This is a genomic window from Streptomyces sp. NPDC001828 (assembly GCF_042892175.1).
GTDB lineage: Bacteria > Actinomycetota > Actinomycetes > Streptomycetales > Streptomycetaceae > Streptomyces.
This window is the reverse complement of record NZ_JBIATV010000008.1, coordinates 55,195-81,227: the sequence shown is the minus strand read 5'-3', so window position 1 is coordinate 81,227 and position 26,033 is coordinate 55,195. Positions and strand designations below refer to the sequence as shown.

At 72.4% G+C, this 26,033-nt stretch carries 20 protein-coding genes; 10 read left to right on the top strand and 10 right to left on the bottom strand.

Translation table 11 applies throughout. The annotated features are described in order from the left end of the window. The first annotated feature begins 20 nt into the window (after positions 1-20). Positions 21-1,802 carry an FAD-dependent oxidoreductase gene (locus ACFYZA_RS22460; RefSeq protein ID WP_388492338.1) on the top strand — a complete coding sequence of 594 codons (1,782 nt, stop codon included), beginning with the start codon at positions 21-23 and terminating at the stop codon, positions 1,800-1,802. 39 nt (positions 1,803-1,841) lie between these two features. Here the strand turns inward: ACFYZA_RS22460 and ACFYZA_RS22455 are convergent, their stop codons facing one another. From ACFYZA_RS22455 to ACFYZA_RS22445, 3 genes are all read right to left on the bottom strand, one after another. Further along, positions 1,842-2,648, bottom strand: a complete 807-nt coding sequence (locus ACFYZA_RS22455) for an SAM-dependent methyltransferase (protein ID WP_382585725.1) — start codon at positions 2,646-2,648, stop codon at positions 1,842-1,844. Positions 2,649-2,742: 94 nt separating this feature from the next. After that, positions 2,743-3,009, bottom strand: a complete 267-nt coding sequence (locus tag ACFYZA_RS22450; protein WP_161244153.1) for a DUF397 domain-containing protein — start codon at positions 3,007-3,009, stop codon at positions 2,743-2,745. Beyond that, complete coding sequence (locus ACFYZA_RS22445) at positions 3,010-3,870, bottom strand: helix-turn-helix domain-containing protein (protein WP_382585721.1); 861 nt, start codon at positions 3,868-3,870, stop codon at positions 3,010-3,012. 207 nt (positions 3,871-4,077) lie between these two features. On the opposite strand from ACFYZA_RS22445, the gene ACFYZA_RS22440 reads away from it, so the two are divergent. Both ACFYZA_RS22440 and ACFYZA_RS22435 read left to right on the top strand, forming a co-directional pair. Continuing rightward, positions 4,078-4,551, top strand: a complete 474-nt coding sequence (locus ACFYZA_RS22440; RefSeq protein ID WP_382585718.1) for an ATP-binding protein — start codon at positions 4,078-4,080, stop codon at positions 4,549-4,551. Positions 4,552-4,703: 152 nt separating this feature from the next. Beyond that, positions 4,704-5,027 carry a hypothetical protein gene (locus ACFYZA_RS22435; protein ID WP_229861315.1) on the top strand — a complete coding sequence of 108 codons (324 nt, stop codon included), beginning with the start codon at positions 4,704-4,706 and terminating at the stop codon, positions 5,025-5,027. 114 nt (positions 5,028-5,141) lie between these two features. On the opposite strand, the gene ACFYZA_RS22430 is transcribed toward ACFYZA_RS22435, so the two are convergent. The 4 genes from ACFYZA_RS22430 to ACFYZA_RS22415 all read right to left on the bottom strand — a co-directional run bounded on the left by ACFYZA_RS22430 (position 5,142) and on the right by ACFYZA_RS22415 (position 12,935). Beyond that, entirely contained in the window at positions 5,142-6,056 is a 915-nt protein-coding gene (locus tag ACFYZA_RS22430) for a LysR family transcriptional regulator (RefSeq protein ID WP_388492334.1), read from the bottom strand. A 120-nt stretch (positions 6,057-6,176) separates the two neighbouring features. Beyond that, a complete protein-coding gene (locus ACFYZA_RS22425; protein ID WP_382585711.1) occupies positions 6,177-7,358 on the bottom strand; it encodes a glycine C-acetyltransferase in 1,182 nt (393 codons plus the stop codon). Between the two features lie 132 nt (positions 7,359-7,490). Beyond that, complete coding sequence (gene tdh / locus ACFYZA_RS22420) at positions 7,491-8,519, bottom strand: L-threonine 3-dehydrogenase (protein ID WP_382585708.1); 1,029 nt, start codon at positions 8,517-8,519, stop codon at positions 7,491-7,493. Positions 8,520-9,203: 684 nt separating this feature from the next. Then, positions 9,204-12,935 (bottom strand): BTAD domain-containing putative transcriptional regulator, encoded by a 3,732-nt coding sequence (locus tag ACFYZA_RS22415; protein ID WP_388492694.1) that lies wholly within the window; start codon positions 12,933-12,935, stop codon positions 9,204-9,206. Between the two features lie 277 nt (positions 12,936-13,212). Between ACFYZA_RS22415 and ACFYZA_RS22410 the strand changes: the two genes are divergently transcribed. Then, a complete protein-coding gene (locus tag ACFYZA_RS22410) occupies positions 13,213-14,862 on the top strand; it encodes a hypothetical protein (protein WP_388492332.1) in 1,650 nt (549 codons plus the stop codon). Positions 14,863-14,962: 100 nt separating this feature from the next. On the opposite strand, the gene ACFYZA_RS22405 is transcribed toward ACFYZA_RS22410, so the two are convergent. Further along, on the bottom strand, positions 14,963-15,928 hold the full coding sequence (locus ACFYZA_RS22405; RefSeq protein ID WP_388492330.1) for an alpha/beta hydrolase family protein: 966 nt from the start codon (positions 15,926-15,928) through the stop codon (positions 14,963-14,965). A gap of 343 nt (positions 15,929-16,271) precedes the next feature. Here ACFYZA_RS22405 and ACFYZA_RS22400 point away from each other — a divergent pair, with 343 nt between their 5' ends. Then, positions 16,272-16,868 (top strand): TetR/AcrR family transcriptional regulator, encoded by a 597-nt coding sequence (locus tag ACFYZA_RS22400; protein ID WP_388492329.1) that lies wholly within the window; start codon positions 16,272-16,274, stop codon positions 16,866-16,868. A 134-nt stretch (positions 16,869-17,002) separates the two neighbouring features. On the opposite strand, the gene ACFYZA_RS22395 is transcribed toward ACFYZA_RS22400, so the two are convergent. Together ACFYZA_RS22395 and ACFYZA_RS22390 are read right to left on the bottom strand one after the other, a co-directional pair. Further along, positions 17,003-19,189: a tetratricopeptide repeat protein gene (locus ACFYZA_RS22395; RefSeq protein WP_388492328.1), complete on the bottom strand. Its 2,187-nt coding sequence runs from the start codon at positions 19,187-19,189 to the stop codon at positions 17,003-17,005. A gap of 370 nt (positions 19,190-19,559) precedes the next feature. Beyond that, positions 19,560-20,327 (bottom strand): hypothetical protein, encoded by a 768-nt coding sequence (locus ACFYZA_RS22390; protein ID WP_388492326.1) that lies wholly within the window; start codon positions 20,325-20,327, stop codon positions 19,560-19,562. A 263-nt stretch (positions 20,328-20,590) separates the two neighbouring features. Between ACFYZA_RS22390 and ACFYZA_RS22385 the strand changes: the two genes are divergently transcribed. From ACFYZA_RS22385 to ACFYZA_RS22365, 5 genes are all read left to right on the top strand, one after another. Continuing rightward, positions 20,591-21,256 carry a helix-turn-helix domain-containing protein gene (locus ACFYZA_RS22385; protein ID WP_388492325.1) on the top strand — a complete coding sequence of 222 codons (666 nt, stop codon included), beginning with the start codon at positions 20,591-20,593 and terminating at the stop codon, positions 21,254-21,256. A gap of 228 nt (positions 21,257-21,484) precedes the next feature. Further along, a complete protein-coding gene (locus ACFYZA_RS22380) occupies positions 21,485-22,015 on the top strand; it encodes a toxin-antitoxin system, toxin component (RefSeq protein WP_382595677.1) in 531 nt (176 codons plus the stop codon). 3 nt (positions 22,016-22,018) lie between these two features. Beyond that, positions 22,019-23,206 carry an MAB_1171c family putative transporter gene (locus tag ACFYZA_RS22375; RefSeq protein WP_388492323.1) on the top strand — a complete coding sequence of 396 codons (1,188 nt, stop codon included), beginning with the start codon at positions 22,019-22,021 and terminating at the stop codon, positions 23,204-23,206. Between the two features lie 80 nt (positions 23,207-23,286). Next, positions 23,287-24,660: an NAD(P)/FAD-dependent oxidoreductase gene (locus ACFYZA_RS22370; protein ID WP_388492322.1), complete on the top strand. Its 1,374-nt coding sequence runs from the start codon at positions 23,287-23,289 to the stop codon at positions 24,658-24,660. Positions 24,661-24,732: 72 nt separating this feature from the next. Then, the gene (locus tag ACFYZA_RS22365; protein ID WP_388492320.1) at positions 24,733-26,016 is read left to right on the top strand and encodes a VWA domain-containing protein; all 1,284 of its coding nucleotides are present in this window, start codon (positions 24,733-24,735) and stop codon (positions 26,014-26,016) included. The last annotated feature ends 17 nt before the right edge of the window (positions 26,017-26,033 follow it).

The following is a 26,033-nucleotide window of genomic DNA, read 5'->3' as shown; positions in this document are numbered from 1 at the left end:
CACCGGTAATAGGGAGCACTGTGGCGCACACGGGCAGCACGAGACGGACTTTTGTCGCGGGTACGGCCGCGGCGGGCGCGGCCGCCGCCCTGGGAGTGGAGGCGCCCGCCGCCTCGGCCGCCTCCCGCACGGCGGCGGGCACGGCGGACGGCCGGAGCGTGGCCGTGCTCGGCGGCGGGGTAGCCGGACTGACGGCGGCTCACGAGCTGGCCGAGCGCGGGTTCCGGGTGACCCTCTTCGAACGCCGGGCGCTCGGCGGCAAGGCCCGCTCCATGGACGTCCCCGACAGCGCCAGGGGCGGCCGCAAGCCGCTGCCCGCCGAGCACGGTTTCCGCTTCATCCCCGGCATCTACCACAACCTGCCGGACACGATGCGGCGGATCCCGTACCCCGGCAACGCGGGCGGCGTCTGGGACAACCTGGTGGCACCGAAGGAAATGATGTTCGCGCGGACCGGCCAGGAGGACCTGCGCCTGCCGATGCCGGGCGCGGGCACACCCCAGCCGCTCACGCTCGACGACATCCGCCGCGCCCTGACCGGCGTGCTCGGCACCTTCCAGCGGCTGCCCGCCCGGGAGGTCGCCTACTTCGTGGACCGGCTCGCGGTCTTCCTCACCAGTTGCCCGGAGCGCCGCGACAACCAGTGGGAGACCGTCCCGTGGTGGACGTTCACCAGGGCCGCGCAGATGAGTTACGACTACCAGCGCATCCTCGCGGTCGGCGTGACCCGCAACATCGTGGCGACCAAGGCGGAGGAGGCCAGCACCCGCACGGTGGGCAGCCTCCTGGAGGCCTTTGTGTTCAACGCCCTCGGCCGGGGCGCGGACGGCCCCCTCGACCGCATCCTCAACGGGCCGACCAACGAGGCGTGGATCGATCCGTGGGTCACTCAACTCCGTTCGCTGGAGGTCGAGTTCAAGGTCGGCTGGACGGTGCGCGAAGTCACGTACGCGGGCGGCAGGGTGACGGGTGTTCAGGTCGAGGACGAGAGCGGTGTCGTGCGGACCGTGACCGCCGACCACTACGTCTCGGCGCTCCCCGTCGAGCACGCCCGGCCCACCTGGAGTGCGGCGATGCGCGCCGCCGACCCCCAGCTCGCGCGCTGCGACCTGCTGCGCACCGACTGGATGACGGGCATTCAGTTCTACCTGACGGAGCGGCCCGACATCGTGCACGGGCACCTCGACTGCATCGACTCGCCCTGGTCACTGACCGCCATCGCCCAGGCCGAGCACTGGCCGCAGCGCCCCTTCGCCGCCGACTACGGCGACGGCTCGGTGGCCGACTGCCTCTCGGTGGACATATCCGAATGGGACAAGCCCGGCATCCTGTACGGGAAGACGGCCAAGCAGTGCACCCGCGAGGAGGTCGCACGCGAGGTGTGGGCGCAGCTGAAGGCCGCGCTCAACGACACCGGCAAGACGGTCCTCAGCGACTCCAGGCTGCACTCGTGGTTCCTGGACCCGGGCGTCTCCGGCCTCGGGACGCCCGATCCGCGCAACGAGGACGAGCTGCTCATCCACCCCACCGGCACCTTCCACAACCGGCCGTCCGCCGCCACGAAGATCCCCAACTTCTTCCTCGCGGGCGACTACGTGGCCGTCCCCATCGACCTGGCCACGATGGAGGGCGCCAACACCTCGGGCCGGCTTGCCGCCAACGCCCTTCTGGACCGGGTGGGTTCGACCGCGCGGCGCTGCACGGTGACCCCGCTCTACAGCGCTCCGGAGCTGGACTTCCTCAAAAACTCCGACCGGCTGCGCTACCGGCTCGGTCTGCCGAACGTCTTCGACCTGGGGTGAGCGGGGGGGCGCGGTCCAGCCGGGGCCGCGCCCAGTACCTCACACCTTTCGGGCCACGCCCGCGTACACGGGGATGGTGTGGTCGCCCTCGGCCGCGCTCTCACCGAGCTCCGGGTGCCACTCGGCAGCCAGGCCGACGCCCGGCTGGGCCAGTTCGCGGCCGTGGAAGAACCGGGTGACCTCGGCCTTGGTGCGCGGGCGCAGGGTGACGCCGCCCTCCTTGTAGAGCTCCACCGCGCGGGCCGCGCTCTCCGGGTCGAAGTCGCCGGTGATCTGCGACAGGACCAGATAGCTGCCGGGCGCGAGGACGTCCAGGAGGCGGTCGACGATCCCGTACACATCGTCGCCGTCCCCGATGAAGTGGGTCAGGGCGATGAGTGAGAGCGCGATCGGGCGGTCGAAGTCCAGGCTGCCGTGGGCGAGTTCGAGGATGCGCTCGGGTTCGCGCACATCGGCCTGGATGTACTCGGTGACGCCGTCGGGGGTGGAGCGCAGCAGGGCCTCCGCGTGCCGCAGCACGATCGGGTCGTTGTCCGCGTACACGATGCGGGCGTCGGAGGCGGTGCGCTGGGCGACCTGGTGGAGGTTGGGCTCGGTGGGTATCCCGGTGCCGATGTCCAGGAACTGGCGCACGCCCTGTTCGGCGAGCCAGCGGGTGGCGCGGTGCATGAACGCCCGGTTGACCCGCGCGATGTCCCGGCCGCGCGAGTCGAGCGCGAGCAGCTGCTCGGCGAGGGCCTCGTCGACCGGGTAGTTGTCCTTGCCGCCGAGGAACCAGTCGTACACCCGGGCCGGGTGGGGCTTGCTGGTGTCGATCGTCACCGCGCTGCGGTCTTGCCCGGTCATGTGCGCTCCATGGGGATGAAGGTCAGTGAACAGGTGGGGGAATCAAGGGAGTTGAGCCAGGGGCGGAAGGGAAACGGAGGGAGGGCCGGGAGGATCACGTCAGGAGGAAGTCGGCCTGGCCGGACTTGGCGCCCTGGATGAAGGCGGCGATCTCGCCGGGGGTGTAGATCAGCGCGGGGCCCTCGGGATCGGCCGACTGGCGCACCGCGACCCGGCCGTCGGCCAGCTTCATCGCCTCGAAGCAGTTGCCGCCGTTGCCGCCGCTCCACGGCTTGTGCCAGCCCTCGGCGCCGAGCAGGGCCGCGGGCATGCCGTTGTAGATGTGCCCGCCGGCCGGCCCGCCGTCGTATATGTGATCCATTCACAGCTCCTTGCGGAGATCCTTCAGGATCTCCTTCGTGCGTTGTGCAGTCGCGGCCTGAGCCGCCATGCGGTCCATGACCTCCAGGTGGGTGGCCACCTCGGGGCGCGCGTCCAGATAGACCGCGCCGGTCAGGTACTCGCTGTAGACCATGTCCGGCAGTTCGGGCACGGCGAAGCGGAAGAGCACGAAGGGCCCGTACGTCCCCGGATGGTGCCCGGAGGAGAACTCGGCGAGCTGCACGGTGACGTTCGGAAGCGTCGAGGCCTCCAGGAGGCGGTCGATCTGGTCCCGCATCACCTGCGCCGAGCCGACCGGCCGGCGCAGCACCGTCTCGTCCATGATCACCCACAGGCGCGGGGCGTCCTCGCGGGTGAGCAGCGACTGGCGCTCCATGCGCAGCGCCACGTGCCGGTCTATGTCCGCGTGGCTGGTCGCGCCGAGCGCGCCGCTGCGCATCACCTGGCGGGCGTACTCCTCGGTCTGCAGCAGGCCCGGCACGAAGTGCGGCTCGTACGACCGGATCAGCGAGGCCGCGCCCTCCAGGCTGACGTACATGCTGAACCAGTCCGGCAGGATGTCGTGGAAGCGCTGCCACCAGCCGGGCTTGTTGGCCTCCTCGGCCAGGGCGACGAAACCTTCCGCCTCGCCGTCGTCGATCCCGTACGCCCGCAGGAGCAGCACGACATAGGGGATCTTGAGGGAAACCTCGGCCATCTCCATGCGCCGGATGGTGGCCGGAGCCACCCGCAGCACCTTGGCCGCCTCCTCGCGCCGGAGACCGGCCCGCTCGCGCAGGTCCTGCAGGCGTCTGCCCAGCACGACCTGGCCCACGGTCGGGGCGGACCGGGGTTCACTCACGACAGACCTCCCCACGCGCTGTTGCGAGCAGTGTGCCACGTCGCTGCAGATAGGAGAACGGCACTCTGCATTTTTCAGAGTGCCTCTTGCCAAGTGTCCGCTGCGGGTACAAGGTAGGTCGGTGAACCAGTTCACACGCGGTGAACGTTCGCGGCCTTGGGGGAGGCGGCGTCCGGGAGCCGCTTCCCCACTGTGAGGATTCCGGTCGTGGCTCCTGGTAACGCGCTCGTCCCCCAGCTCACAGGCGCCTGCTCCGGGACCGCTGTGCGGCGGTACGCCTTCGACGTGCCGGCCCGTACCGAATCGGTCTCCCTCGCACGCCGGCGCAGCAGGGACATGCTGACCGGCTGGGGGCACCACGAGGAGCTCCACGAGACCGCGTCCCTGGTCATCTCGGAGCTCGTCACCAACGCCGTCGTGCACACCGCCGGCGACCACATACTGTGCGAACTCACCGATCTGCGGCGGGCGTTGCGGATAGCCGTCAGGGACCTGGGCTGCGGCTCGGCCGGGCCCCGCCTGTGTTACTCGCAGGACGAGGAGGAGCGCGGACGCGGGCTGCTCCTCGTGGACGCGGTGAGCAGCTCGTGGGGTTCGCACGACGCCCCGTACGGGCCCGGCCGGATCGTCTGGGCCGAGCTCGCGCACGACGGGCCGGGTCAGGCGGCCCGCCCGTGCTGAGAGAGAAGCTTCCTTGGGGACCCCGGTCCGGGCGACAGGGCCCGCGAACCGATGGGTCCGGAACCGCCGGGCCCCGTGGCCCCGTGCGCAGTGGGGGTGCGCACGGTGTGCCCGGGCCCGGCGGCTCCGCCGCTCGATCCGACGGCGGAGTACTGCTGCCCCAGGTCAGGCCCGCAGCCCTCGGCCGTGACGCGGTGGGGGTACCCGCCGTGCACGGCTTCCGGCTGCTGTCCCGGCTCCCCCGGTCCGGCTGCGTCTTCGCCTCCGCCGACTGGTGGTGGTGGATCGTGCCGGCCGGCTCCGACCACGAGCTGCCCTGGCCCCGGCCGGTGCGCTACGCGCCCGGTGCCGTGGTCCCGGACGCCGATCGCCCCCGCCTGATCAACTTCCCGGAGGGCGCGACGCCCTACACCCCGCCGATCCCGCTGTACCTGGTGGTCTGCCAGCTGACCGGCACCGCCCCGGCCTGGGCCTGAGAGCGCTTCGGCCTGGGCCTGAGAGCGCTTCCGCACGGCTCTTACGGCGGGTGCGACGGGCCGCGCGACCCTCGCGGTGCCCGTGGCTCCCAGTCGGTGGGCCAGTAGGTGGGCTCAGTCGGTGGGCAGGCCCCGCGCCGCCTCGGCCAGCGCTTCGAGGACCGGGCGGAACAGGGGGTGCCACTCCGCCCCTCTGCGTACCGCCGCGAACACCCGCCGGGTCGCCGCCGGGCCGTCCACGGGGCGGACCACCGTGTCCCCCCGCGCCATGCCGCGCAGCGCGGAACGCGGCACGAGCGCCACTCCCGCGCCCGCGCCCGCAAGGGCCACCACCGCCCGGAAGTCGTCCGAGGAGTGCACCAACTTGGGCTGGAATCCCGCCAGTTCGCACGCGAGCAGCATCACGTCGTGGCAGGGGTTGCCCGGGTAGGGCCCGATCCAGTCGTCGTCGGCGAGCGCCGAGAGCGGCACGTTCGCGCCCTGGGCCAGGGGGTGCCCGGCGGGCAGCACGGCGTCGAAGGGCTCGGCGTACAGCGGGACGCGCGCGAGCCTGCTGTCGTCCTCGCGGGGCGCGCCCCGGTACTCGACGGCCAGCGCCAGGTCCGCCTCGCCGTCCAGGACCAGGGGCAGCGCCTCGTCGCCCTCGGCGTCGCGCACCCGTACCCGGATTGAGGGGTGCGTCGCGCGCAGCCGCGTGATCGCGGGCGCGAGCACCTCGGCGATGCCGGTCGCGAAGGCGGCCACGGTGACCTCTCCGGCCGCGCCGCCCGCGTACGCCGCCAGCTCCGCCTCGGCCCGCTCCAGCTGGGCCAGGACCGCGTTGGCGTGCTCCAGGAGGATCTCGCCGGCGGCCGTGAGCCGTACGCCCTTGCCGCTGCGGGTGAGCAGGGTGTGCCCGGTCTCCTGTTCCAGGGCGGCGAGCTGCTGGGAGACGGCGGAGGGGGTCAGATACAGCGCTGCTGCCGCGGCGGTCACCGTACGGTGGTCCGCCGCGGCACGCAGGATGCGGAGCCGGCGGGGGTCGATCACCCAGCCATTGTCGCCCGCGCGCCAGGCCCTCGCGGACGCCTGCAGGCCAGGCCCCGCGGACGCTCGCGCGTCAGGACCTGGCGGACGCCCGCACGCCAGGCCATCGCGGACGCTCGCGCGTCAGGCCTTCATGGCGGCCCGGGCGTCGACGAAGGCGGCCACGGTCTTCTCGATGTCCTCGGTGGAGTGGGCGGCCGAGAGCTGGACGCGGATACGCGCCGCGCCCATCGGCACCACCGGGTAGGAGAAGCCGATCACGTACACGCCGCGCTCCAGGAGCAGCTCGGCCATGCGGGCCGCCTCGGCCGCGTCGCCGATCATGACGGGCGCGATGGGGTGCTCGCCGGGCAGGATCTCGAAGCCCTCCTCGGTCATCCGGGTGCGGAAGAGCGTGGTGTTGGCGGCGAGCTTCTCGCGCAGGTCACCGGCCGACTCCAGGAGGTCGAGGACCTTGAGCGACGCGGCCGCGATGACCGGCGCGAGGGAGTTCGAGAACAGGTACGGGCGGGACCGCTGGCGCAGCAGGGCGACGATCTCGGCGCGGGCCGCGACATAGCCGCCGGACGCGCCGCCGAGCGCCTTGCCGAGGGTGCCGGTGATGATGTCGACGCGGTCGCTCACGCCGTGCAGGGCCGGGGTGCCGGCGCCGCCGGGGCCGGTGAAGCCGACGGCGTGCGAGTCGTCGACCATGACCATGGCGTCGTAGCGGTCCGCGAGGTCGCAGATCTCCTGGAGCGGCGCGATGTAGCCGTCCATCGAGAACACGCCGTCGGTGACGATCAGCCGGCGGCGTGCGCCGGACGCCTCCTTGAGCTTGGCTTCCAGGTCCGCCATGTCGCGGTTGGCGTAGCGGAAGCGGGCCGCCTTGGACAGGCGGATGCCGTCGATGATCGAGGCGTGGTTGAGCGCGTCGGAGATGACCGCGTCCTCGGCGTCGAGCAGGGTCTCGAAGACTCCGCCGTTGGCGTCGAAGCAGGAGGAGTACAGGATCGTGTCCTCCTGGCCGAGGAACGCCGACAGGCGGGCCTCCAGCTCCTTGTGCACGTCCTGGGTGCCGCAGATGAAGCGGACCGACGCCATGCCGTAGCCCCAGCGGTCCAGGGCGTCCTTGGCGGCGGCGACCACCTCGGGGTGGTCGGCGAGGCCGAGGTAGTTGTTGGCGCAGAAGTTGAGCACGTCGCCCGAGGGCACCGAGACGGAGGCGCTCTGCGGGGTGGAGATCACGCGCTCGGGCTTGAAGAGGCCGGCTTCCTTGATCTCGTCGAGGGTCTTCTGGATGTCGTCGCGGACGTTCGCGTACATGCGGGGTGCTCCTAAGGCGGCGGGAGGCGGGAGGGGCCTGCGGGGCGGACGAGGCCCGTGGGAGGGCGGGCTCGCCCGGGACAGGCCCGCGGGAAGGCGGGCCTGCGGGAGGGGCGGAGCCCGCGTGAGGGGCTAGACGGTCCAGTCGAGGATGATCTTGCCGCTGCGGGCGGTGGCGGCCTCGTCGAACGCCGCGTCGAAGTCCTGGTAGCCGTACTTGCCGGTGATCACGGGGCTGAGGTCGAGGCCGCCTTCGAGCAGCACGGTCATCGCGTACCAGGTCTCGTACATCTCGCGCCCGTAGATGCCCTTGATGGTGATCATCGAGGTGACGATCTTCGCCCAGTCCACGGCGAACTCCTGCGCCGGCAGGCCCAGCATCGCGATGCGGCCGCCGTGCGTCATGTTCGCGACCATGTCGCGCATGGCCTCGGGACGGCCCGACATCTCCAGGCCGATGTCGAAGCCCTCCTTGAGGCCGAGCTGCTTCTGGGCGTGGGCGATGTCGTGCTCGGCCACGTTGAGCGCGAGGGTGGCGCCGGCCTTGCGGGCGATGTCCAGACGGGACTCGCTGACGTCGGTGATGACGACGCTGCGGGCGCCGGCGTGCTTGGCGACGGCCGCGGCCATGATGCCGATCGGGCCCGCGCCGGTGATCAGCACGTCCTCGCCGACCAGCGGGAACGACAGCGCGGTGTGCACGGCGTTGCCGAACGGGTCGAAGATCGCGGCGATGTCCAGGTCCACCTTGGTGCGGTGCACCCACACGTTGGAGGCGGGCAGCGCCACGTACTCGGCGAACGCGCCGTTGCGTCCCACTCCGAGCCCGACGGTCGAGCGGCACAGGTGACGGCGGCCGGCCAGGCAGTTGCGGCACTTCCCGCAGACCAGGTGGCCCTCGCCGCTGACCAGGTCGCCGACCGCGATGTCCTGCACGTCCGCGCCGATCGCGGCGACCTCGCCGACGAACTCGTGGCCGAGGATCAGCGGCGTCTTGACGGCGCCCTGCGCCCAGCCGTCCCAGGAGCGGATGTGCAGGTCGGTGCCGCAGATGCCGGTACGAAGGACCTTGATCAGCACATCGCCGGGCCCGGTCTCCGGCTCGGGTACGTCCATGAGCCACAGTCCGGGTTCGGCGTGCTGCTTGACAAGTGCCTTCATGGGCGGGGCTCCCGGCGTACGGAGAGGGCGGCCGGCCACGGATCGGGGCCGGGCGTGCGTGGTGGGGGTGGATCTGCTGATCACCAATCTGCCGAGAGCGGGGCGCCGAGTCCATCGAGGATTTCTTAAGCGGGCCAACAGCCAAGCTTCACGCGCGCCCCTCACGCCCCACACGTCTGCTCCCGTGAAGGGCTCTGCGGCCGGGGCACCGCCTACTCTCACGCGCTCGCCGCAGGCCCGGGGTCGTCCGGGCGAGGCGCGCACCCCGGGCAGGGGGAGGAACAGCCGGATGGAGCAGTCGGGCCCCGGGGGGAGAGGGAGCGGGCGGGCCGGGTTGGGGTGGGGTGGGTGAGCTGCTCGGGCGCGGGGCCCTGACCGTGAAGCCCGGTGGCGCCGAACCGGGACGGCGGGCGGCTGGACCCCGCTGAGTCGGCGGAGGGGTGGGCGGCTCGGCGCACTGGGGAGACGGGGTGGGGGGCGGTGCGGGCCGCTGAGGGCGCAGGGCCAGCGGGGCCGGTCCGTCTGACGGGGGGCCGGGGTCCGGGTCCGGAGGCCGCAAGGGCATGGCCGCCGGACGCCGACGGCACCCGGGCCCGGGCCGGCGGCGCGAGGCGGGCGACGGGTGGGGCCGCGCGAGGCGGGCGCACGGGTGGGGCCGCGCGCCGGGGGGCGTGGGGACTTGGCTCACACCAGGGCCGCGGCCTGGCGGACATCGAGGCCCATACCCTCCGCGTGGGCGCGTTCGTACGCCGCCGGGTCGAGCACCGTACGCAGCGCGGCTTCCGCGCGGCGGCGGGTCTCGGGCTCGGTCGGCATCGGCCGGAACCCGAAGCTCTCCCTCCCGGTGGAGTTCCGGTCGTACGCCCCGAGCAGCCGCGCGCCGTCCCGGCTGTCCCCGATTTCGGCCTTCACCCATGCACCGCACGGGAACTGACTGACAATCAGGGTGGGTGCGACCAGGTAGGCCTGACTCTCCAACAGACGCAGCGCCTCCCGGACACGCTCCTGCGCGTCGGCGAACTTGCCGTCCACGCAGTCGAGCCAGCCGTGCATCCCCATGACGACACCCCGGAAGAGGTCGGGCGTCAGGTGAATGAACTCACCCTCCATCACCCGTAGTTGCTCACGCGCGAGCCCGAGTCGGCCGCTGCGGCCGTAGTGCTGGACCAGGAGCAGCCGGGCCGTTCCGAGCCCCTCCCCCGGGAACTTCCGTGACTCCTCGACGACTTCCACGAGCAGCCGTTCGGCGGCCTCCTCCTCGGCCGGGGTGCCTGCCACTTCGAGCCGCACCGACGCCAACCGCCCCTTGAGTACGGGGACTTGAGCCTGCTCTCCACTCCGGGCGACGCGCCCCAACGCCCGCTCGAAGTCCGCGACCGCCTCCTCGTATCTGCCCTCGCGCGCGTGGGACTCGCCACGCGCGGAGAGGGATTCGGCGATCCCCCACGGGTCGCCGACGCGCTCGAAGAGGGCGAGCGCCTCTTCCGCGTCGGGGCCGCTGAACAGTTTCGCCCGGAGCAACAACGTGAAGGCGAGGTCCCAGGGATCGCCGTTCCGCCGCGCGTCCCGGACCATCTCGTCGACGACCCGGTCGAAGCCGGTGAACTCCCCCGTGAGGAGGCGGGCGAAGTACCAGACGGAGCCGGGCTGGCGACTGGTCTGCGGCAGCCCGGGCGGATAGGCGTCGACGACGCGGCGCAGATACGCCACGCTCTCCGGGCTGTTGATCCCCGTCTCACCCCTGCCACTGGCCGCGAACAGCATGAGCCGTACTCCGCGCCGGGCCTCCCAGAGTTCCTCGTCGGCCCACGGCGGCGGACGGTCTGTGCAGCGGTCGGCCAGGGGCACGGCACGCCGCACCGGTTCGGCGAAGGGATCGGGGCCGAGTTCGGCGACCTCACGGGACCAGGAGCCCGCGTCGGCGTGATGCCCCCGCAGCTGCCAGAACCAGGCCATGGCGAGAACGAGGCACAGCGCGTCCTGCTCGCGCCCCCGCGCGACTGCCGTACGCAGCGCGGCACTTACGTTGCCGTGCTCGACTTCGAAGCGCTCCATGACCTGGTGCTGGCGCGGGCCGCGCAGCGCGGGCTCACCGGTCCGGACGAGTTCGCGGTACGCGACGAGGTGCCGCAGCTCGGTCGCCGCGCGCTCCCCGGCCTCGTCGAGCCGTTCGGCGGCGTACTCCGCCACGGTCTCCAGAAGCCCGTAGCGCATGCCGCCCTCGCCGGCGGGCGCCGCCGTGACAAGCGATTTGTCCACGAGCGAGCCCAGAACGTCCTGGACATGGGCAGCCTCCGGGACTCCCGGCCCTGGCGCCCCCGCACCCGCAGTGGAACCCCCGCTCGGAAGTCCGGCGTCCGGCCCCTCGGGGGCTGCCCCCTCCCGGTCCACGCAGACGATCTCCGCCTCGTCGAGGGCGAACCCGCCCGCGAAGACGGCGAGACGCCGCAGGACCGCCCGCTCCGGCGGGTCGAGCAGTGCCCAGGACCAGTCCACCACCGCACGCAGGGTCTGCTGTCTCGGCTGGAGGGTCCGGCTGGTCCGGGGCCCTGTATTGAGCAACCGGAACCGGTCGTCGAGCCGGTCCGCGATCTGGCGCGGGGTGAACATCCTCAGCCGGGCGGCGGCGAGTTCGAGGGCCAGGGGCAGACCGTCGAGACGCCGGCAGATCTCCGCCACCCCGACCGGATCGTCAGCGGCGTCGAAGTCCGGGCGGGCCGCGGCACCGCGCTGCCCGAACAGACTGAGAGCGCTTTCGTGGGGCAGCGGCCCGATACCCATCACCCGCTCCCCCGGTACCCCGAGCGGCTCCCGGCTGGTGGCGAGGACGCTGACCCCCGGGCAGGCGACGAGCAGCTCTTGCACCAACTCTGCTGCCGCGCCCACGACTTGCTCGCAGTTGTCGAGCACGATCAGCATCTGGAGCCGCCCGCAGTGGGCCACCAGCTGGGCGAGCGGCCCCCTGGCCGCCGACTCGGCCGGGCCGACGAGCCGGGTCTCCCGAGCACCCAGCGCGGTGAGCACGGCCTCCGGCAGGGCCGCAGCATCCCGTACGGGTGCGAGCTCGGCGAGCCACACCCCGTCCTGCCACCGCGCGGCCACGGCATCGGCCGCCTCGACCGCGAGCCGCGTCTTGCCCGCGCCGCCCGGCCCGGTGAGCGTGACCAGCCGGGCTCGCCCCAGACCTTCATGGACCGCCCGGACATCGGATTCCCGCCCGACAAAGGAGGTGAGCCGAGCACGCAGATTGCCGGGGACCTCGGACGGCGTGGCCGACGCGGATGCCCGCGCTGGTGCAGATGCGGGTGCCGGTGTCGACGCCGGTTCCGGTGACTGCGCCGGCGGCTGTGCCGAGCCAAGCACCGGCGCCGAGACGTGTGCCGGATTTGGCGACGGCGCAGTCGCTTCGACTCGGGGCTGCCGCCCGGCGAATGCGGGTGAAGCCTGAGGGGGTGGGCCCTGAGGGATCGGACTCTGCGACGTCGGGCTCTGGGGGGCTGGACCCTGGCGGGCCGGTTCCGTGGTGTGCGGTGTGCTCGCGCGACGCGTGAGAGCGCTCTCGGTAAGCCGCACAAGCCCCGCCGCGCGCTCCCCGCGCCCCGTATGAACCCCGAGCCGCCCATGCCCCTCGGGCCGCTCATGAGGCTCAGGGTGCTCTTGAGGCTCGGGCCGCTCATGACCCTCGGGGCGCAACAGCTCGGCGTGCAGCGCCAGCAGCTCGGGGCCGGGGTTGGTGCCGAGGCGTTCTGAGAGCGCTCCCCGTATCGATGCGAAGGCGGCGAGCGCCTCCGCCGAGCGGCCTGCGGCGCGTAGCGCACGCAGGTGCAGGGCCTGGAGCGGCTCGTCGAGCGGGGCGGCGGAAGCGAGCGCGGCCAGCTCTCCGAGAGCGCTCTCGGCGCGGCCGAGTTCGACCTCTGCGGCCAGCCGATTGCGGTGGGCGTCGGCCCTGCGACGCTCGGCCCGGAACACGAGCGGGTCATCGTCGCGGGCCGGAAGGTCGGCAAGAGCGGGGCCTTGCCACAGCGCGAGCGCGTCGTCGAGGAGCCCGGCCGCGCGCTCCGCGTCTCCGACGGCGAGGGCATTCGCGCCCTCCGCCGCGAGGCGCTCGAAACGGAAGAGGTCGACCTCGTCGGCCTCGGCGGCGAGGCGGTAGCCGCCCGCCACGGATTCCACCGCGTCCCGCCCAAGTGTCCGGCGCAGGCGGCCCACCAGAGCCTGCACCGCCGCGACTTCGTCGGCGGGCGGCGCGTTGCCGTCAACCCACACCTGAGCGATCAGCGCGGACTGCGGCACCCCACGACCACCACCCGTCACGAGCGCCACGAGGAGCGCTCTCAGGCGGGCACCGCCGAGCAGCACCTCGCTTCCGTCCGGGCGCAGGGCCTGCGTCGGTCCGAGTACGCGGTAGCGAAGCATCACCCGCCCATTCTCCCCGGCCCCCGACGGCGCCCGTCCACTCCCGGAACCGGCCGCCCTGACCTCTCACGGGCCCCATGGCTACCGCCCACGCGATGCCGCTCGACCCCTTGGCTATCGTGGCCGCACCACAACGGGGGTGGCGAGGGCGTACAGCGGGGGGGGTGGGTCGGTGACGGAGGCGGGCGGGCGGCACCTGCGAGTGCCAGTCGGGGACGACGCCGGCCGCTGGGCGGCCCGAGCCAGGTGTAAGCGCGTGCTGTTCGTGGTGCACAACGTGACATCGGCTACCCGGCTCCTCGACGTGCTTCCGCTGTTCCACGACGATCTTGAGGTCCAGCTGCTGGTCACCTGCACCGGCTCGTCGGCGTTCGAGGGTGGCGTGGAGGCCCTCCTCGCCGAGATCGGGGTGCCCGTACTCCCCTGGGAGCAGGCTCTCGGGACGAAGGTCGACCTGGCGATCACGGCCAGCCTCGGCGGCCAACTGCACCGTATTGCAGGCAAGTTGATCCTGCTCTCGCACGGAGTTGGCTACAATAAAACGCTCGCCACACCGGACACCGGACACCGGACACCGGACACCGGACACCGGACGGCCGAGAGCGCTCTCGCGCCGCCACCCGTCTTCGGCCTCTCCCCCGAGTGGCTGCTGCACAACGGCATCCCCATCGCGGACGCGATGGTGCTGTCCCACCCCGAGCAGCTGGAGCGGTTGCGTACCGCATGCCCCGAGGCCGTCGCCACCGCCGTGCTCGCGGGTGACCCCTGCTTCGACCGGATGCTGGCCGCCCGCCCGTATCGAGAGCGCTTCCGGAAGGCGTTCGGGGTGCGGCGAGGCCAGCGCCTGGTGCTGCTGAACTCGACCTGGAACCCCGAGTCGCTGTTCGGCGACGGCGGCGGGGCCGACGTGTTCCCCTCCCTGCTGCCACGGCTCACCGCGGAGCTGCCCGCCGACGAGTACCGGGTCGCGGCCGTGCTGCACCCCAACATCTGGCACGGCCACGGCCCCGGACAGATCCGGGCCTGGCTGGACCGGGCCCTACGTGCGGGGCTCGTGCTGGTCGACCCCCTGCACGACTGGCGCCAGGCCCTGCTCGCGGCGGACGCGGTCATCGGCGACTACGGCTCGGTCAGCTACTACGCCGCGGCCCTCGGCGTCCCCGTCCTGCTCGGCACCGCACCCTCGGGCGGGCTCGACCCACAGTCTCCCGTGGCCCAATTCGTACGCCAGGCACCGAGGTTCGACCCGCACGCGCCGCTCGCCGACCATCTGGACGACCTGATGGCGCGCCATCGTTCTCTGCCGGGACCGGCCGGCCTCACCACCTCCGCGCCCGGCGCCTCGGCGGCACTGCTGCGCGGCCTCTTCTACCGCCTGCTCAACGCCCCCGAGCCCGAGCGCCCCGCGCTCCTGGAGCCACTGAGACTGCCCCCGTACCAACGCCCGCCCATCACAGCCCCGTTGAGGGTTCTGACGCGGGTGACGTCCGATCCGTACGAGATTCATCTGGCCCGGCACGCCGACCCCGCGTACGAGCCCGTGGGTGAGGGCCAGGTCCACATGGCCACTCATGAGGACACCCGCGATCCGGGTCAACTTGCCCTGGCTGACGTGCTGTTGCGGGATGGCGTGCTGGCCGATCCCCGCTTCGGCTCGCCGGAGCAGTGGACGGCCGAGGTGCTCGCGCGCCACCCGCACAGTTCGCTCGCCGCCTACATCACCGGCCCGCACGAGTGCACGGCACGCACCCGTACCGGCCACCTCCTCCGCCTCGTCAGCGAGCCGGACGGGCTTGACCCGGGAGCCTCGGCCTCGGCCCTTCACGCCTGGTTGACGGCGGGCCGGACCGTAGCGCAGGCAACCGAGGAGGGACTGACTGTACGCACCGACCATGTGGCCCACCGCGTGACGGTCGTGGCCACATGAACGACCTGGCATGAAGGCCCGGCATGAAGGGCCCGGCATGAAGGGCCCGGCGTGAAGGTTCCCGGATGAAGGACCCGGGCCTACTGGGAGCAAATCGGGACTACTTGGAGTCCACACGTCCCATCGGCTCGGGGGCCGCCGACAGCTCCTCGCACGCCAACTGCCAGGCCGCGTCGGCAGGGTAGAGCTGTGAGCGCAGATAGGACCAGGTCAAGTGCTGCACAACGGAGACCCGTTGGGGGTTCTCGTCCGTTGTCTCGGCGACGTCGTAGCCGGAGATGCCGCCCAAACCGTGTTCCGCGCCGAACAGGGTGAGCAGGGCCTTGGGGCCGGGGGCGAGGTGGTACGGATCGCTGTGCCACTCGGGCCCGTTGACCGTCAGGTGGGCGGAGGCGTCCTTGTCGCCGGCGACCACGAGCGTGGGGGTCGTCATGCGGGAGAAGTCCGTGGTCGCGAAGAAGGGGAAGTTCTTGGCCACTTGCTCGACCAGGGCGTCCTGGCCCCGGCCGGGCGCGGCAAGCAGAAGGCCCGCCTTGATGCGGGGGTCGGCCAGATCGACTTCCCCGCCGTCGTCCGGATCGGTGAGCCGGGCGCCGAGGAGCAGGCTCGCGGTGTGGCCGCCCATCGAGTGGCCCGCCACGGCGACCCGGTCGCGGTCCAGACGCCCGGGGAGTTGGGGCACGGCCGCCTCGATCTCGTCGAGCCGGTCGAGGATGCGCGTCATGTCCTCGGCCCGCGATCGCCAGTACAGGGGCGCGCCCGGAGTCGCGGGGTCCAGGGACAACGTGCGCGAGCTCAGATGCGTCGGCTGGATCACCACGAAGCCGTGCGCCGCCCAGTAGTTGACGAGGGGGGCGTAACCGTTCAAGGAGGAGAGGTGGTTCGAGGGACCCTGGCCGTGCGAGAGGAGGATGACCGGCAGGTTGGTTCCGGTCACCGGCGCCGAGACGCGTATTTGCAGGTCCACCCCTCGGTCGGGTGTCGGCAGCACGATCGGACCGACCGAGAGGGCGGGAGTGGGCGGCGCGATGAAGGCATTCGCCGCGTAGGCAGATGCCGAAGCCACCGTCGGTGTCGTCGGTGTCGTCGATGTAGCTGACACAGATGATGTAACTGACGCAGGTGATGCAGGTGATTTGGGTGATCCAGGTGTCGCTGTTGCTGTCGGAGTCGACTCACTCATGGTGTGCGTGTCCCCTCATGGGAATCCTGGAGCTCGGGTTATGCCCCTCGGCCATGGCTTTTCCATGGCCTTCGATGACCTCCGGCGCCCGCCGCACAGGGCTCACGGCGCAGGGGGCAGGCAGACGGACGCGTCCGGCCTCGGCTAGGCTGTAAGCGGAACATCGTTCCGTTTAATATACGGAGCGCTGTTCCGTTTAGTCAACGGCCGTAGGGAGGAGAACGCGGTGCCCAGAACGAGTCCTGCCGCCGAAGGGGCGGGCCGGAGCAAACGGGCCGACGCGCTGCGCAATCAGCAGACGCTGCTCGACGCCGCCGCCGCAGTCTTCGTCACGTCCGGCGTCGACGCGCCGATCCGCGAGATCGCGGCCAGGGCGGGCGTCGGCATGGGCACGATCTACCGCAACTTCCCGACCCGCGCCGACCTCGTGGTAGCCGTCTACCGCCACCAGGTCGACGCGTGCGCCGAGGCGGGGCCGAACCTGCTCGTCGAGGGCGGCTCCCCGTTCGCGGCCCTGCGCCAGTGGGTCGACCTCTTCGTCGACTTCCTCGTCACGAAGCACGGGCTCGCCAAGGCGATGCAGTCGGACAGCAGCGGCTTCGACGCCCTGCTCGCGTACTTCCAGGAACGCCTGGTGCCGGTGTGCGCCCGGCTGCTCGACGCGGCCGTCGACGCCGGGGAGATCCGGCCCGGCACGCAGGCGCACGAGCTGATGCGCGGCATCGGGAACCTCTGCATCGGGCGCGACAGCGACCCGCGCTACGACCCGCGCCGGCTCGTCGAGCTTCTCCTTCGCGGACTACAGCAGCCGCCGCTTTCCTGAGCCCACCGCCCACCGCCCGCCGCAGCACGAGGTCACCTTCCACCCCCCGACCGGCCGCCGGAGAGGCGCGAGACGAGAAGGCACGAGTCGGAGAGGCACGGAACCGAGAGACACGGAACCCAGAAACGCAGGGTTCACACCTCTGGCCGCTCGTCCACGCAGCGCTCGCGAAGCGCTCTCAGGTGGATCAGGTGGTAGTGGGCCTGTTCGTTCGCGAGCGCCGCGATGGCCTCGTCGATCAGCGGCACCGCGTCCACCGGCCGGCCGCTCGCCTCGAACGTCTCGGCGAGGTCCGTGAGCGTGCGAGCCGTGTTGTACGCCTCGCCGGTTTCCCGGAAGAAGGCGAGAGCGCTCTCAAGGCGGGTCTCCGCCTGGACCCACTGGCCGAGACCACGCAGGGCCCGGCCGCGATGGCGCTCCAACAGGGCGCGGGCGCGCGGCAGATCGCGGCTCCCCTCGCCATCGGCAGCGATGTCGTCGAGAACCCGGCCCGCCGCCTCGAAGCAGTCGTACGCCTCCTGGAAGCGCCACTCGCGCAGCCTCAGCAGGCCCAGGGACTCGACGGCGGTGGCGTGGCCACGGGAGTGGCCGGCCGCCTGTTCGGCGCGAGCGGCCGCGGTGAAAGCGCTCTCCGCCTCGGGCCATTGGCCGAGTTCCGTGAGGTTCAGGCCGAGCAGGGTGTGCATACGGGCGGCCTCGCGCGAGTCGGGGTCGCGGGCCTCGGCGGCCCGGACGCCCGCGCGCAGAGCGGGGAGCAGTTCGTCGTGGCAGCCCATCTTCAGCTGGACCGGCCACAGTGCCTGGTTCAGCCGGAAGACCGCGTCCGCATCGCCCAGCTGCTCGGCGGTGCGGACCGCTTGGAGGAGGTTGCCGAGTTCGTCGCGCAGCGCGGTCAGCGCCTCGCCCGCGTCCGAGTACCGCACGCCACCCGGTGCCGTCCCCTCCGTATCGCCCAGGCGCCAGCCCTGACTGAGGGCGGCTCTGCTCGCGGGTTCCGCGAAGGTGACGCACCAGCGGACGCCGTTCCGTACGGCCTGCTCCACCGCCACGAGGCCGTCCTCGCGCAGCGCCTCCGTGGCCGCGTACTCGCGGATCAGTGGTCTGATCCAGTACGTAACACCACTGCCGTTCGTGCCACCGCTGCCGTATGAACCACCGCCGCCGTACGCGCTGTTGGGAGCGCTCTCCAGCAGGTGGCTGTCGGCCAGTTCGGCCAGGACGCGTTCGGCGGAGGCCTCGTCGAGGCCGAGCGTGGCGGCGGCGAGGGGCGCCCCGATCGCGGGCCAGTCGCGCTGGGCGAGCAGCCGCAGGGCACGAGCCGCCTCGGGGGCCAGGGCCTGGATGCCGTCGGCCACCGCCGTACGGGCCGCGTCCGCGCCTGGGTCGTCCTCCTGGCGCCAGTGCTGTGCGGTGAGGCGGGCGGCGGCGGCCCGCAGCGCGAAGGGGGAACCGGCGCAGCGCGCGAGGAGGGCCGGCACGGCGGCGCGGTCGAGCGTCACGCTCCCGGCCCTGGCGACCTCGGTGAGCAGGCGCCGGGCGTCCTTGTCGGAGAGCGGTCCCACCGGGATCCCCACCGCGTCGAGGCCGGGCAGCGGGTGGCGGGCCGCCACGATGACGAACACTCCGGGCGCGGAGGTGAGTACGGGAAGGATCTGCGCGGCGGACCTGGCGTGGTCGAGGACGATCAGGAGCCGGCGGCCCGTCGCGCAGGCGCGCAGCAGCGCCTGGCGGTCGTCGCGCGTCGGCGGGATCTCCGCGGCCGGGACCCCCAACTGCTGTAGCAGGAGGCGCAGTACGGTCGACGGGTCGGCACCCGAGGCGGCGCCGGTGCCGGTGCCGCGGAGGTCGGCGTAGAGCTGTCCGTCGGGGAAGCGGCGCGCCTCGGCGCAGCCCCAGTGGATGGCGAGGGCGCTGGTGCCGATGCCCTGCGGGCCGTGCAGCACGGCGATGCGGGGCCGGCCGTCCGCCTTGCGGGAGGCTTCCCGGCTCAGCGCCCTGCGTTCGCCGTCGCGGTCGGTGAAGAAGCGGGTGGAGGCGTGCAGGGCGGGCACCCGGTCGGGGCGGCCGGGGCGTGGGGCGCTGCGGGCGAATGCCGTCCAGGCCCGGGCGAGGGCCGGGTCGTGGCGTACCGCGTCGTGCACCTGCTGGGCGATGCCGTCCAGTTCGTCGCGGCCTCGGGGGGCGCGGACCTCGCGGCCCACGATGCGGCGGACTAGTCCGCCGGCGTTCTCCCAGGCGGCTTTGCCCGCTTCATTGGCGAGACCGGAGCCGATCGCGCCGAGTACGGCGGCGACGGCCGCCGTCGATGTGGGATCCAGCATGTCCGCCCCCGATGCCCCGATGCCCCGGTTCGCCACCGTCCCGCCCACGGCGCCACGGCCGCGGTCGCCGGGCCGCGCCGGGGACGGCGGCCTGGCCCGCCGGACCGACCCTAGCAACATCCTTTGTGGCGGGCCCAGTTCACCGATGGTTGGCCGAAATCGTGCGCTGGACGCGCTCTCATCGCGCGGTGCGCGGGCGCCGATCGGGCGGTGCCCGGGTCCACCGTGCGGTGCGTCGGGGTGCCCCTCGTGCGCTGGACGCGCTCTCATTCGTGCCCCATGCGCGCGGGTGGGCGCGCTCGGCGCCGAGCGACGGGTGCTCGCGCCGCCGCCCATCACCCCGTCGCGCTCTGAACGAGCGCTGGAAGCGCTACCGGGCCGGCACCACACTGAGGTGGGCGCGGCCCCGGCGGGAGGCGGGTGGTTCGGTCTCGCGGAGCACCAGGGTCAGCCGGCGCAGGCCGAACTGCCGCAGTGTGCGCGGGGATTCACTGATCAGGCGACAGCTGGTGCGGCCGCGCTCCGGGTCGGGGTGGCGCAGGTGGCGTACCGCGCCGTCGTGGTGGACGGCGGCGTCACCGACCGCCTCGACCCAGTGCGGAAGTCCGAGACGGAAGGCGGCGTCCATGATCGGGTCGTCGGCGATCTCGCGGCGGATGTCCTGGAGCCCGGGAGCGCTCTCATCGTCGGCGTACGCCTCGGCGAACTGGGCCAGCATGGGCAGGCACCAGGCCGTCTCATGCTCGGCGAGCACGCTCGCCGCGTCCGGGTGGAACAGCACGAAGCGCAGGAAGTTGTCGTCGGGCATGGCCGTGGGGTGCGGGCCGACGGCGCCGAAGAGCGCGTCGTACGCGGGGTTGGCGTGGGCCACGCCCCAGCCGGGGTCGAGGACGACGGACGGGAACGGGAGCGCGTCCGTCATCGCGAAGTAGTCGTGGACATAGGCCCGGAGCTCGGAGTCGTCCGGCAGCCCGGGGGCCTGTGCGCTCGCGGTCGTCGTGTCGTCGGCGGCGCGCTCTCCCGCGGCCGTCTGCTGTCCGGGCCGCTCCTGGACCAGGGCGAACTGGCGCCCCACCACCGGGGCATGCGCTGCCGGAACCTTGGTCACCGAGTCCTTCGCCACCAATTCTTCCGCCATCGAGTACGCGACTCCTCTTGCTGGCCCGCGAGTGCGGCGGCCGGCCTTCGGGCCCGCCCGGGGCTCGGAGGGCGATCTTCACACCGCGTGGCGATCCTGATACCGCCAACACAATGATGTCAAGCATCGTGGCATTCCGGCCCCTCGAAGCATTGATTGCGCCACAACTGTGGCAAGTTCTGGTTGTTGTTGCCGCGACCCGCTAACCTCCGGAGCATCCACTGTTGTGCCCACCGACCTCGCATGATCTAGGAGAACTACTGGTGACGGACGGCTTCTTGGTTCCGGGACCGGCGGCCACGGGCCCCCTCGCGGCCGTCGTCGCCCGTGTGGCCGAGCTCGCCGGAAAACTCGGGACGAGCCAGGCGGACGTGTTCGACGTCGACCGGCTCTCCGAGGCATCGGGCGTTCCGGCGGACGTCGTGGGCGCCCTCCTCGACGGGCAGCCGGCCGGCGAACCCGACCTCCAGGCACGCTTCCTCCAGCGGTTCGGGCTGCTGCGCAGCACCCGGCGCAAACCCAACGGCCGCCCGCACACCCAGCAGGAGATCGCCGACGGCGCGGGCATGTCGCGCCAGCAGGCGGGCGCCCTGATCAACGGTGACCGGCGGCCGACCATGGAGCACTGTGACGCGATCCAGCGCTTCTTCGGCGTCCACGCGGGCTTTTTGACCGCCGATGACACCGACGCGCTCGGCGGCGCCCTGCTGCGCACCGAGCAGGAGCTGCTCCAGCAACTCGCGGGCCGCGAAAGGGAGGTGGCGCGCGCCGGGACGCCGGGCGGCGACGCGCTGGAGCGACTCCTCCAGGACCACGGCGTCCGCGGCATCGCGTGGCGGGCGGCCCAGCTGCCCACCGACAAGCACCGCGACAAGGTCACCGAATGGCTCGACATGCTCCTGGAGAGCGTCAAGCGGTCGGAGTCCTGATATGCCCCGCACCACCCGGTGGCGGCACCGTGCCGCGCCCATCGGCCTGCCCGGACGCCGCCGTTCGTTCATTTCAGGCCTGCGTATGATGCCGAGTTCAACGAACTCCGGCTCAATGTTGACTGGATCAATCACCTACGGCTCGGCAGGCTGCACAGTGACGGGCTGCTCGAGGAAGTGCTGCTCCATGAACGGCTGGCGGGGAGAACGGTGGGCATAGGCAAGGAGATGCGCCGGCTGTGCGGCGAGCTGGTCGCGGGCATCACGATCCCGGCCCCGGCGGAGCCGAGCGACCTGTACGCCGCCCTGTGCGAGGGCATGAGCAGGCGCCGGGGCCGCCCCGTCGAGTTCCGCATGGCGGCCTTCCCGCCCGGCACCGCCAGCGGACTCTGGCTCGACATGGCGGACCGGGATCTGGTGGTGGTCGAGGAGCGGACCACGCCCGACCACCAACTGGTCATCCTGGGACATGAGTTGTGGCACATGGACGCGGGACACGGCAGCCACCACGTGGCCGGCGCGGCGGTCGCCGCCCGGCTCCTCACCGCCGAGGGCGACCTGGGCGCGGCCGTCCGCAAGGTGGCGGCCCGAACGCGCTCTCACTTGGCGGAGGAGTCCGAGGCGGAGAGCTTCGGGCTGCTGCTCGGCAGCAAGTGCCGTCCCTGGCTGCCCGGTTCGGGCGCCTATGTCCCGGCGCACCGCGATGCGCTCGCCGGCCGGATCGAGGCCTCCCTGGGCTATCGCCGGCCGCAGGGCTGACGCGTGAGGGATCTGGACTTCTACGTCCCGGCCATGCTGCTCGCCATCGGGTTCGCCTGCCGGGTGCCCGGCATGCGCCGCACCTGGCGCGACCCGTTGCTGCGTACCGTCAACGCGCTTCTGATCGTGGCCAGTTCGGTGCTCTTCTTCGCCGCGCCGACGACGATCTCCCTGGTCAACCGCATCACCGGGATCCCCAACTTCTCCGCGCCGCTGGTCTATTCCATCCTCACCGCGTACAACGCCGCCTGCCTCGTGATGATCATCAACTGGCGGGGCGGACCCACCGCCGCCGCCCGCCGGGCGAGCCTGCGGTGCCTGGCCACGTACGCCCTGGTGATCGTTTCCCTGTTCACCCTCTTCGCTCTCGGAGACGCCTCCGAGGAACGGCTCAGGGACCTGGACACGTACTACGCGAACACCCCGTACATCCGCGAGATGATCGTCCTCTATCTGGTCGCGCACTCCATCGCTTCCCTGGTCACGACCGTGCTGTGCTGGAAGTGGTCGGTCCGGGTGCACGGCTGGCTGCGGACCGGTCTGGTGCTCGTCGTGAGCGGGTATCTGCTCAACCTGGTCTACGACGTGCTCAAGTTCGGTGCGGTGGGGGCGCGTTGGGCGGGCCACGACTGGGACTGGCTGAGCACCGACGCGGCCCCGCCGGTGGCGTCCGTCTCGGCGTTGCTCGTCGCGGCCGGCTTCATCGTCCCGCTCGTCGGCCCCCGGCTCTCGCACACACGGCAGTCCTGGTCGGCCTACCGCAAGCTGGGCCCCCTGTGGCGGGCGCTGCACGCCGGGCCGACGGTCGAGGGCGGCTCGGTGCGGATGGCGTGGTGGTCACCGGCCGAGCTGCGGCTGACCTATCGCGAGGCGGGCATCCTCGACGGGTTCCTCGCGCTCGCGCCCTACTTCGACCTGGCGCTGCACGCCGCCGCCAAGTCGGCGGCCATCGAAGCCGGAGCCGACCCCCGGCGGGCCAAGGCGGTCGCCGACGCGGCCATGATCGCCGCCGCTCTCACGGCGCGGGCGCGCGACCCCGAGTGTCTGGCGTCGCGCGAGGAGCGGGCGGAGACCCCGTCCGCCATCGAACGGGCCCGGGACCTCGTCCTGGTGGCCGAGGCGTTCCGCACTTCACCCATCGTCGAAGCAGCCCGCCGCGACCCGGCACGGGCCGGAAGCAAGCAGCCATGAACACATCGGACCCGACGTCCTCGGAGCGCTCTCAGAGACCCGGCGGACCCGGCGCGGACCCGGCGCGAAAAGGCCGGGCCGTGATCGTGGGAGGCGGCCTCGCGGGCATGCTGGCGGCTGCCGCCCTCGGCGGACACTGCGCCGAGATCACCGTGATCGAGCAGGACACGCTGCCCGCCGGCCCGGAGCCGCGCAGGCAACTCCCCCAGGCCCGGCACGGCCACATGCTCTGGTGCGGCGGGGCCGAGGCGATGGAACGTCTGGTGCCCGGCGTCCTGGAGAGCTGGCAGGCCTTCGGAGCCCGCCGGATACCCCTCACCTCCGGGATGATCGGCCTGGCGTCGCAGGGCTGGTTCCGGCGCTGGCGCGACTCCCACTATCTGATCTCCTGCGGCCGCGACCTCCTGGACTGGGTGGTACGCGAACGGGTCACCGCCCGCCCCGGTGTGAGCGTTCTCCAGCGGACCAGGGTGCTGTCCCTGACCGGCACCCGGGGCCGGGTCACCGGCGTCCGGGTGCGCGGGGAGGACGGAGTCGAGCGGGTGGTCGGGGCCGACCTCGTCGTCGACGCCGCCGGCCGTGGCTCGCACGCCCAGCGCTGGCTCACCGACCTCGGCGTGCCCGTCGCAAAGGAGGAAGTGGTCGACGCGGGCACGGTCTACGCGAGCCGGCTGTACCGCTCACCGGCCGGCGAGGCCCCCTTCCCCGTGGTGAGCGTGCAGGCCGATGTGCACGCCCCGCCCGGACGCACGGCGGTTCTGCTGCCGATCGAGAACGGCCAATGGCTGATCACGCTCTCCGGCACCCGGGGCGGCCGCCCCACCGGGGACGCCGAGGCCTTCGTGTCCTTCGCGGGGGCCGCCCGGCATCCGGTGGTGGCCGAACTCATCGCCGGGGCGCGGCCGTTGAGCGAGGTGAGCGTCTACGCCAACACCGCCAACCGGCGTCGGTACTTCGAGCACGTCGGCCGCTGGCCCGAGGGGTTCACCGCCATCGGTGACGCGGTCGCCGTGTCGAACCCGGTGTACGGACACGGCATGTCGGTGGCCGCGCTCAGCGCGCTCGCCCTGCGCGAGGTGGTCGAGGAGCGGGGGTTCTCGGCGCGGGGCCTCGCGCGCCGGATCCAGCGGGCGGTGGCCCGTCCGGTCGCCATGGCGTGGACGCTGTCGGCGGGGCAGGACGCCTTCTATCCCGGGGCCACGGCCCGCCCGCCCGGGCCCGCCGAACGCCTGCTGTCCCGCTACGTGGACCGGCTCACGCTCACCTCGACCGGCAACTACGCGGTGGCCACCGCCCTCACCGAGGTCATGACGCTGTCGGGCCCCGCCACCGGCCTGGTGCGTCCGCGCGTTCTGCTGGGCGCGCTGGCCGGCCCCGGCAAGCCGCAGCTGACGGACCCTCCGCTGACGGAGCGTGAACTCGCCCTCGTACAAAGCCCGCAGAAGACCCCTTAGGCCCCCATCACGCATGCGCAGCAAGGTCCGGCCGATTTGGGCCGGGTGTCAATGCTTCCATAGGATCCGGCGATGATCACCAGAAAACGGCTGGCGGCCGGAGCGTGCGTACTGGTCGCCGCTTTCGCCACCGGCATCCTCCCGGCCGCGGGCACGGCCGCCGCGGCCGCGCAGCCCGACGGGCAGCCCGCCCAGGTCGCGCCCAAGGTCGACCTCGTCCTCGACGTCTCCGGTTCGATGCGAACGGCCGACATCGACGGCAAGTCGCGGATGGCCGCCGCCAAGCAGGCGTTCAACGAGGTCCTCGACGCGGTCCCGCAGGAGGTCCAGCTCGGGATACGGACCCTGGGGGCCAACTACCCGGGCGAGGACCGCAAGGTGGGCTGCAAGGACACCCGCGCGCTCTACCCGGTCGGCCCGCTGAACCGCACCGAGGCGAAGACCGCCGTCGCCACCCTCGCGCCCACCGGCTGGACCCCGATCGGCCCGGCACTGCAGGGCGCGGCCGAGGACCTCAAGGGCGGTGACGCCACCCGCCGGATCGTGCTCATCACCGACGGCGAGGACACCTGCCAGCCGCTCGACCCGTGCGAGGTGGCCCGCGACATCGCCGCTCAGGGCATCCACCTCACCATCGACACGCTCGGCCTGATCCCGGACGCCAAGACCCGCGAGCAGCTCACCTGTATCGCCGAGGCCACCGGCGGCACCTACACCTCGGTGCAGCACACCGATCAACTCTCCGGCAAGGTGAAGCAGTTGGTGGACCGGGCGGCGGACCCCGTCGCCGTGCCCGTCGCCACGACCGGCACCGCGAGCTGTGAGAGCGCTCCCCAGCTCAAGCCCGGCTTGTACACGGACCGCGAGAAGTTCGCCGAGCACCGCTCGTACAAGGTGGACGTGCTGCCCGGCCAGGAGCTGCGCGCCTCGGCCAGCATCGGCATGGACCGGCAGACCAACCCGGACTACGGCGTACTGCTGCGGGCGGTGACCGCGCACGGCCGCGAGATCGTGCGCGGCTCGGAGGCGGGCGACGGCCGTACGGACCTGATCTCCACGGGTCTGCGCTACCCCAAGGCCCCCGCCGAGGAGAAGGACGACAAGACCCCCGAGACGGTCTGCCTCCAGGTCTCCAACTCCTTCTCCGCGGGACCCGGCGTCAAGACCGACCCGGGTCTGCCGGTCGAACTCGCCATCGACGTGGTGGACGGCCCCGACCAGGCGTCCGACGTGGCCTCCTTCGGCCTCGGCCGGGGCTGGTGGCTGCTCGGCGCGCTCACCCTGACCGGGCTCGTCGCGGGCCTGGTGTGGGGCTGGATCTCGCGCTGGCGGATCGCGGTCTGGCGGACCAACTGATGCCGAACACCACATCT

Bases quoted from the DNA above. Each gene is read 5' to 3' on its own strand.
- ACFYZA_RS22455 (WP_382585725.1), bottom strand. From the start codon at position 2,648: ATGACCGGGCAAGACCGCAGCGCGGTGACGATCGACACCAGCAAGCCC.
- ACFYZA_RS22450 (WP_161244153.1), bottom strand. From the start codon at position 3,009: ATGGATCACATATACGACGGCGGGCCGGCCGGCGGGCACATCTACAAC.
- ACFYZA_RS22425 (WP_382585711.1), bottom strand. From the start codon at position 7,358: ATGTACGCGAACGTCCGCGACGACATCCAGAAGACCCTCGACGAGATC.
- tdh (WP_382585708.1), bottom strand. From the start codon at position 8,519: ATGAAGGCACTTGTCAAGCAGCACGCCGAACCCGGACTGTGGCTCATG.
- ACFYZA_RS22415 (WP_388492694.1), bottom strand. From the start codon at position 12,935: ATGCTTCGCTACCGCGTACTCGGACCGACGCAGGCCCTGCGCCCGGAC.
- ACFYZA_RS22395 (WP_388492328.1), bottom strand. From the start codon at position 19,189: ATGCTGGATCCCACATCGACGGCGGCCGTCGCCGCCGTACTCGGCGCG.
- ACFYZA_RS22390 (WP_388492326.1), bottom strand. From the start codon at position 20,327: ATGGCGGAAGAATTGGTGGCGAAGGACTCGGTGACCAAGGTTCCGGCA.
- ACFYZA_RS22380 (WP_382595677.1), top strand. From the start codon at position 21,485: ATGCGCCGGCTGTGCGGCGAGCTGGTCGCGGGCATCACGATCCCGGCC.
- ACFYZA_RS22365 (WP_388492320.1), top strand. From the start codon at position 24,733: ATGATCACCAGAAAACGGCTGGCGGCCGGAGCGTGCGTACTGGTCGCC.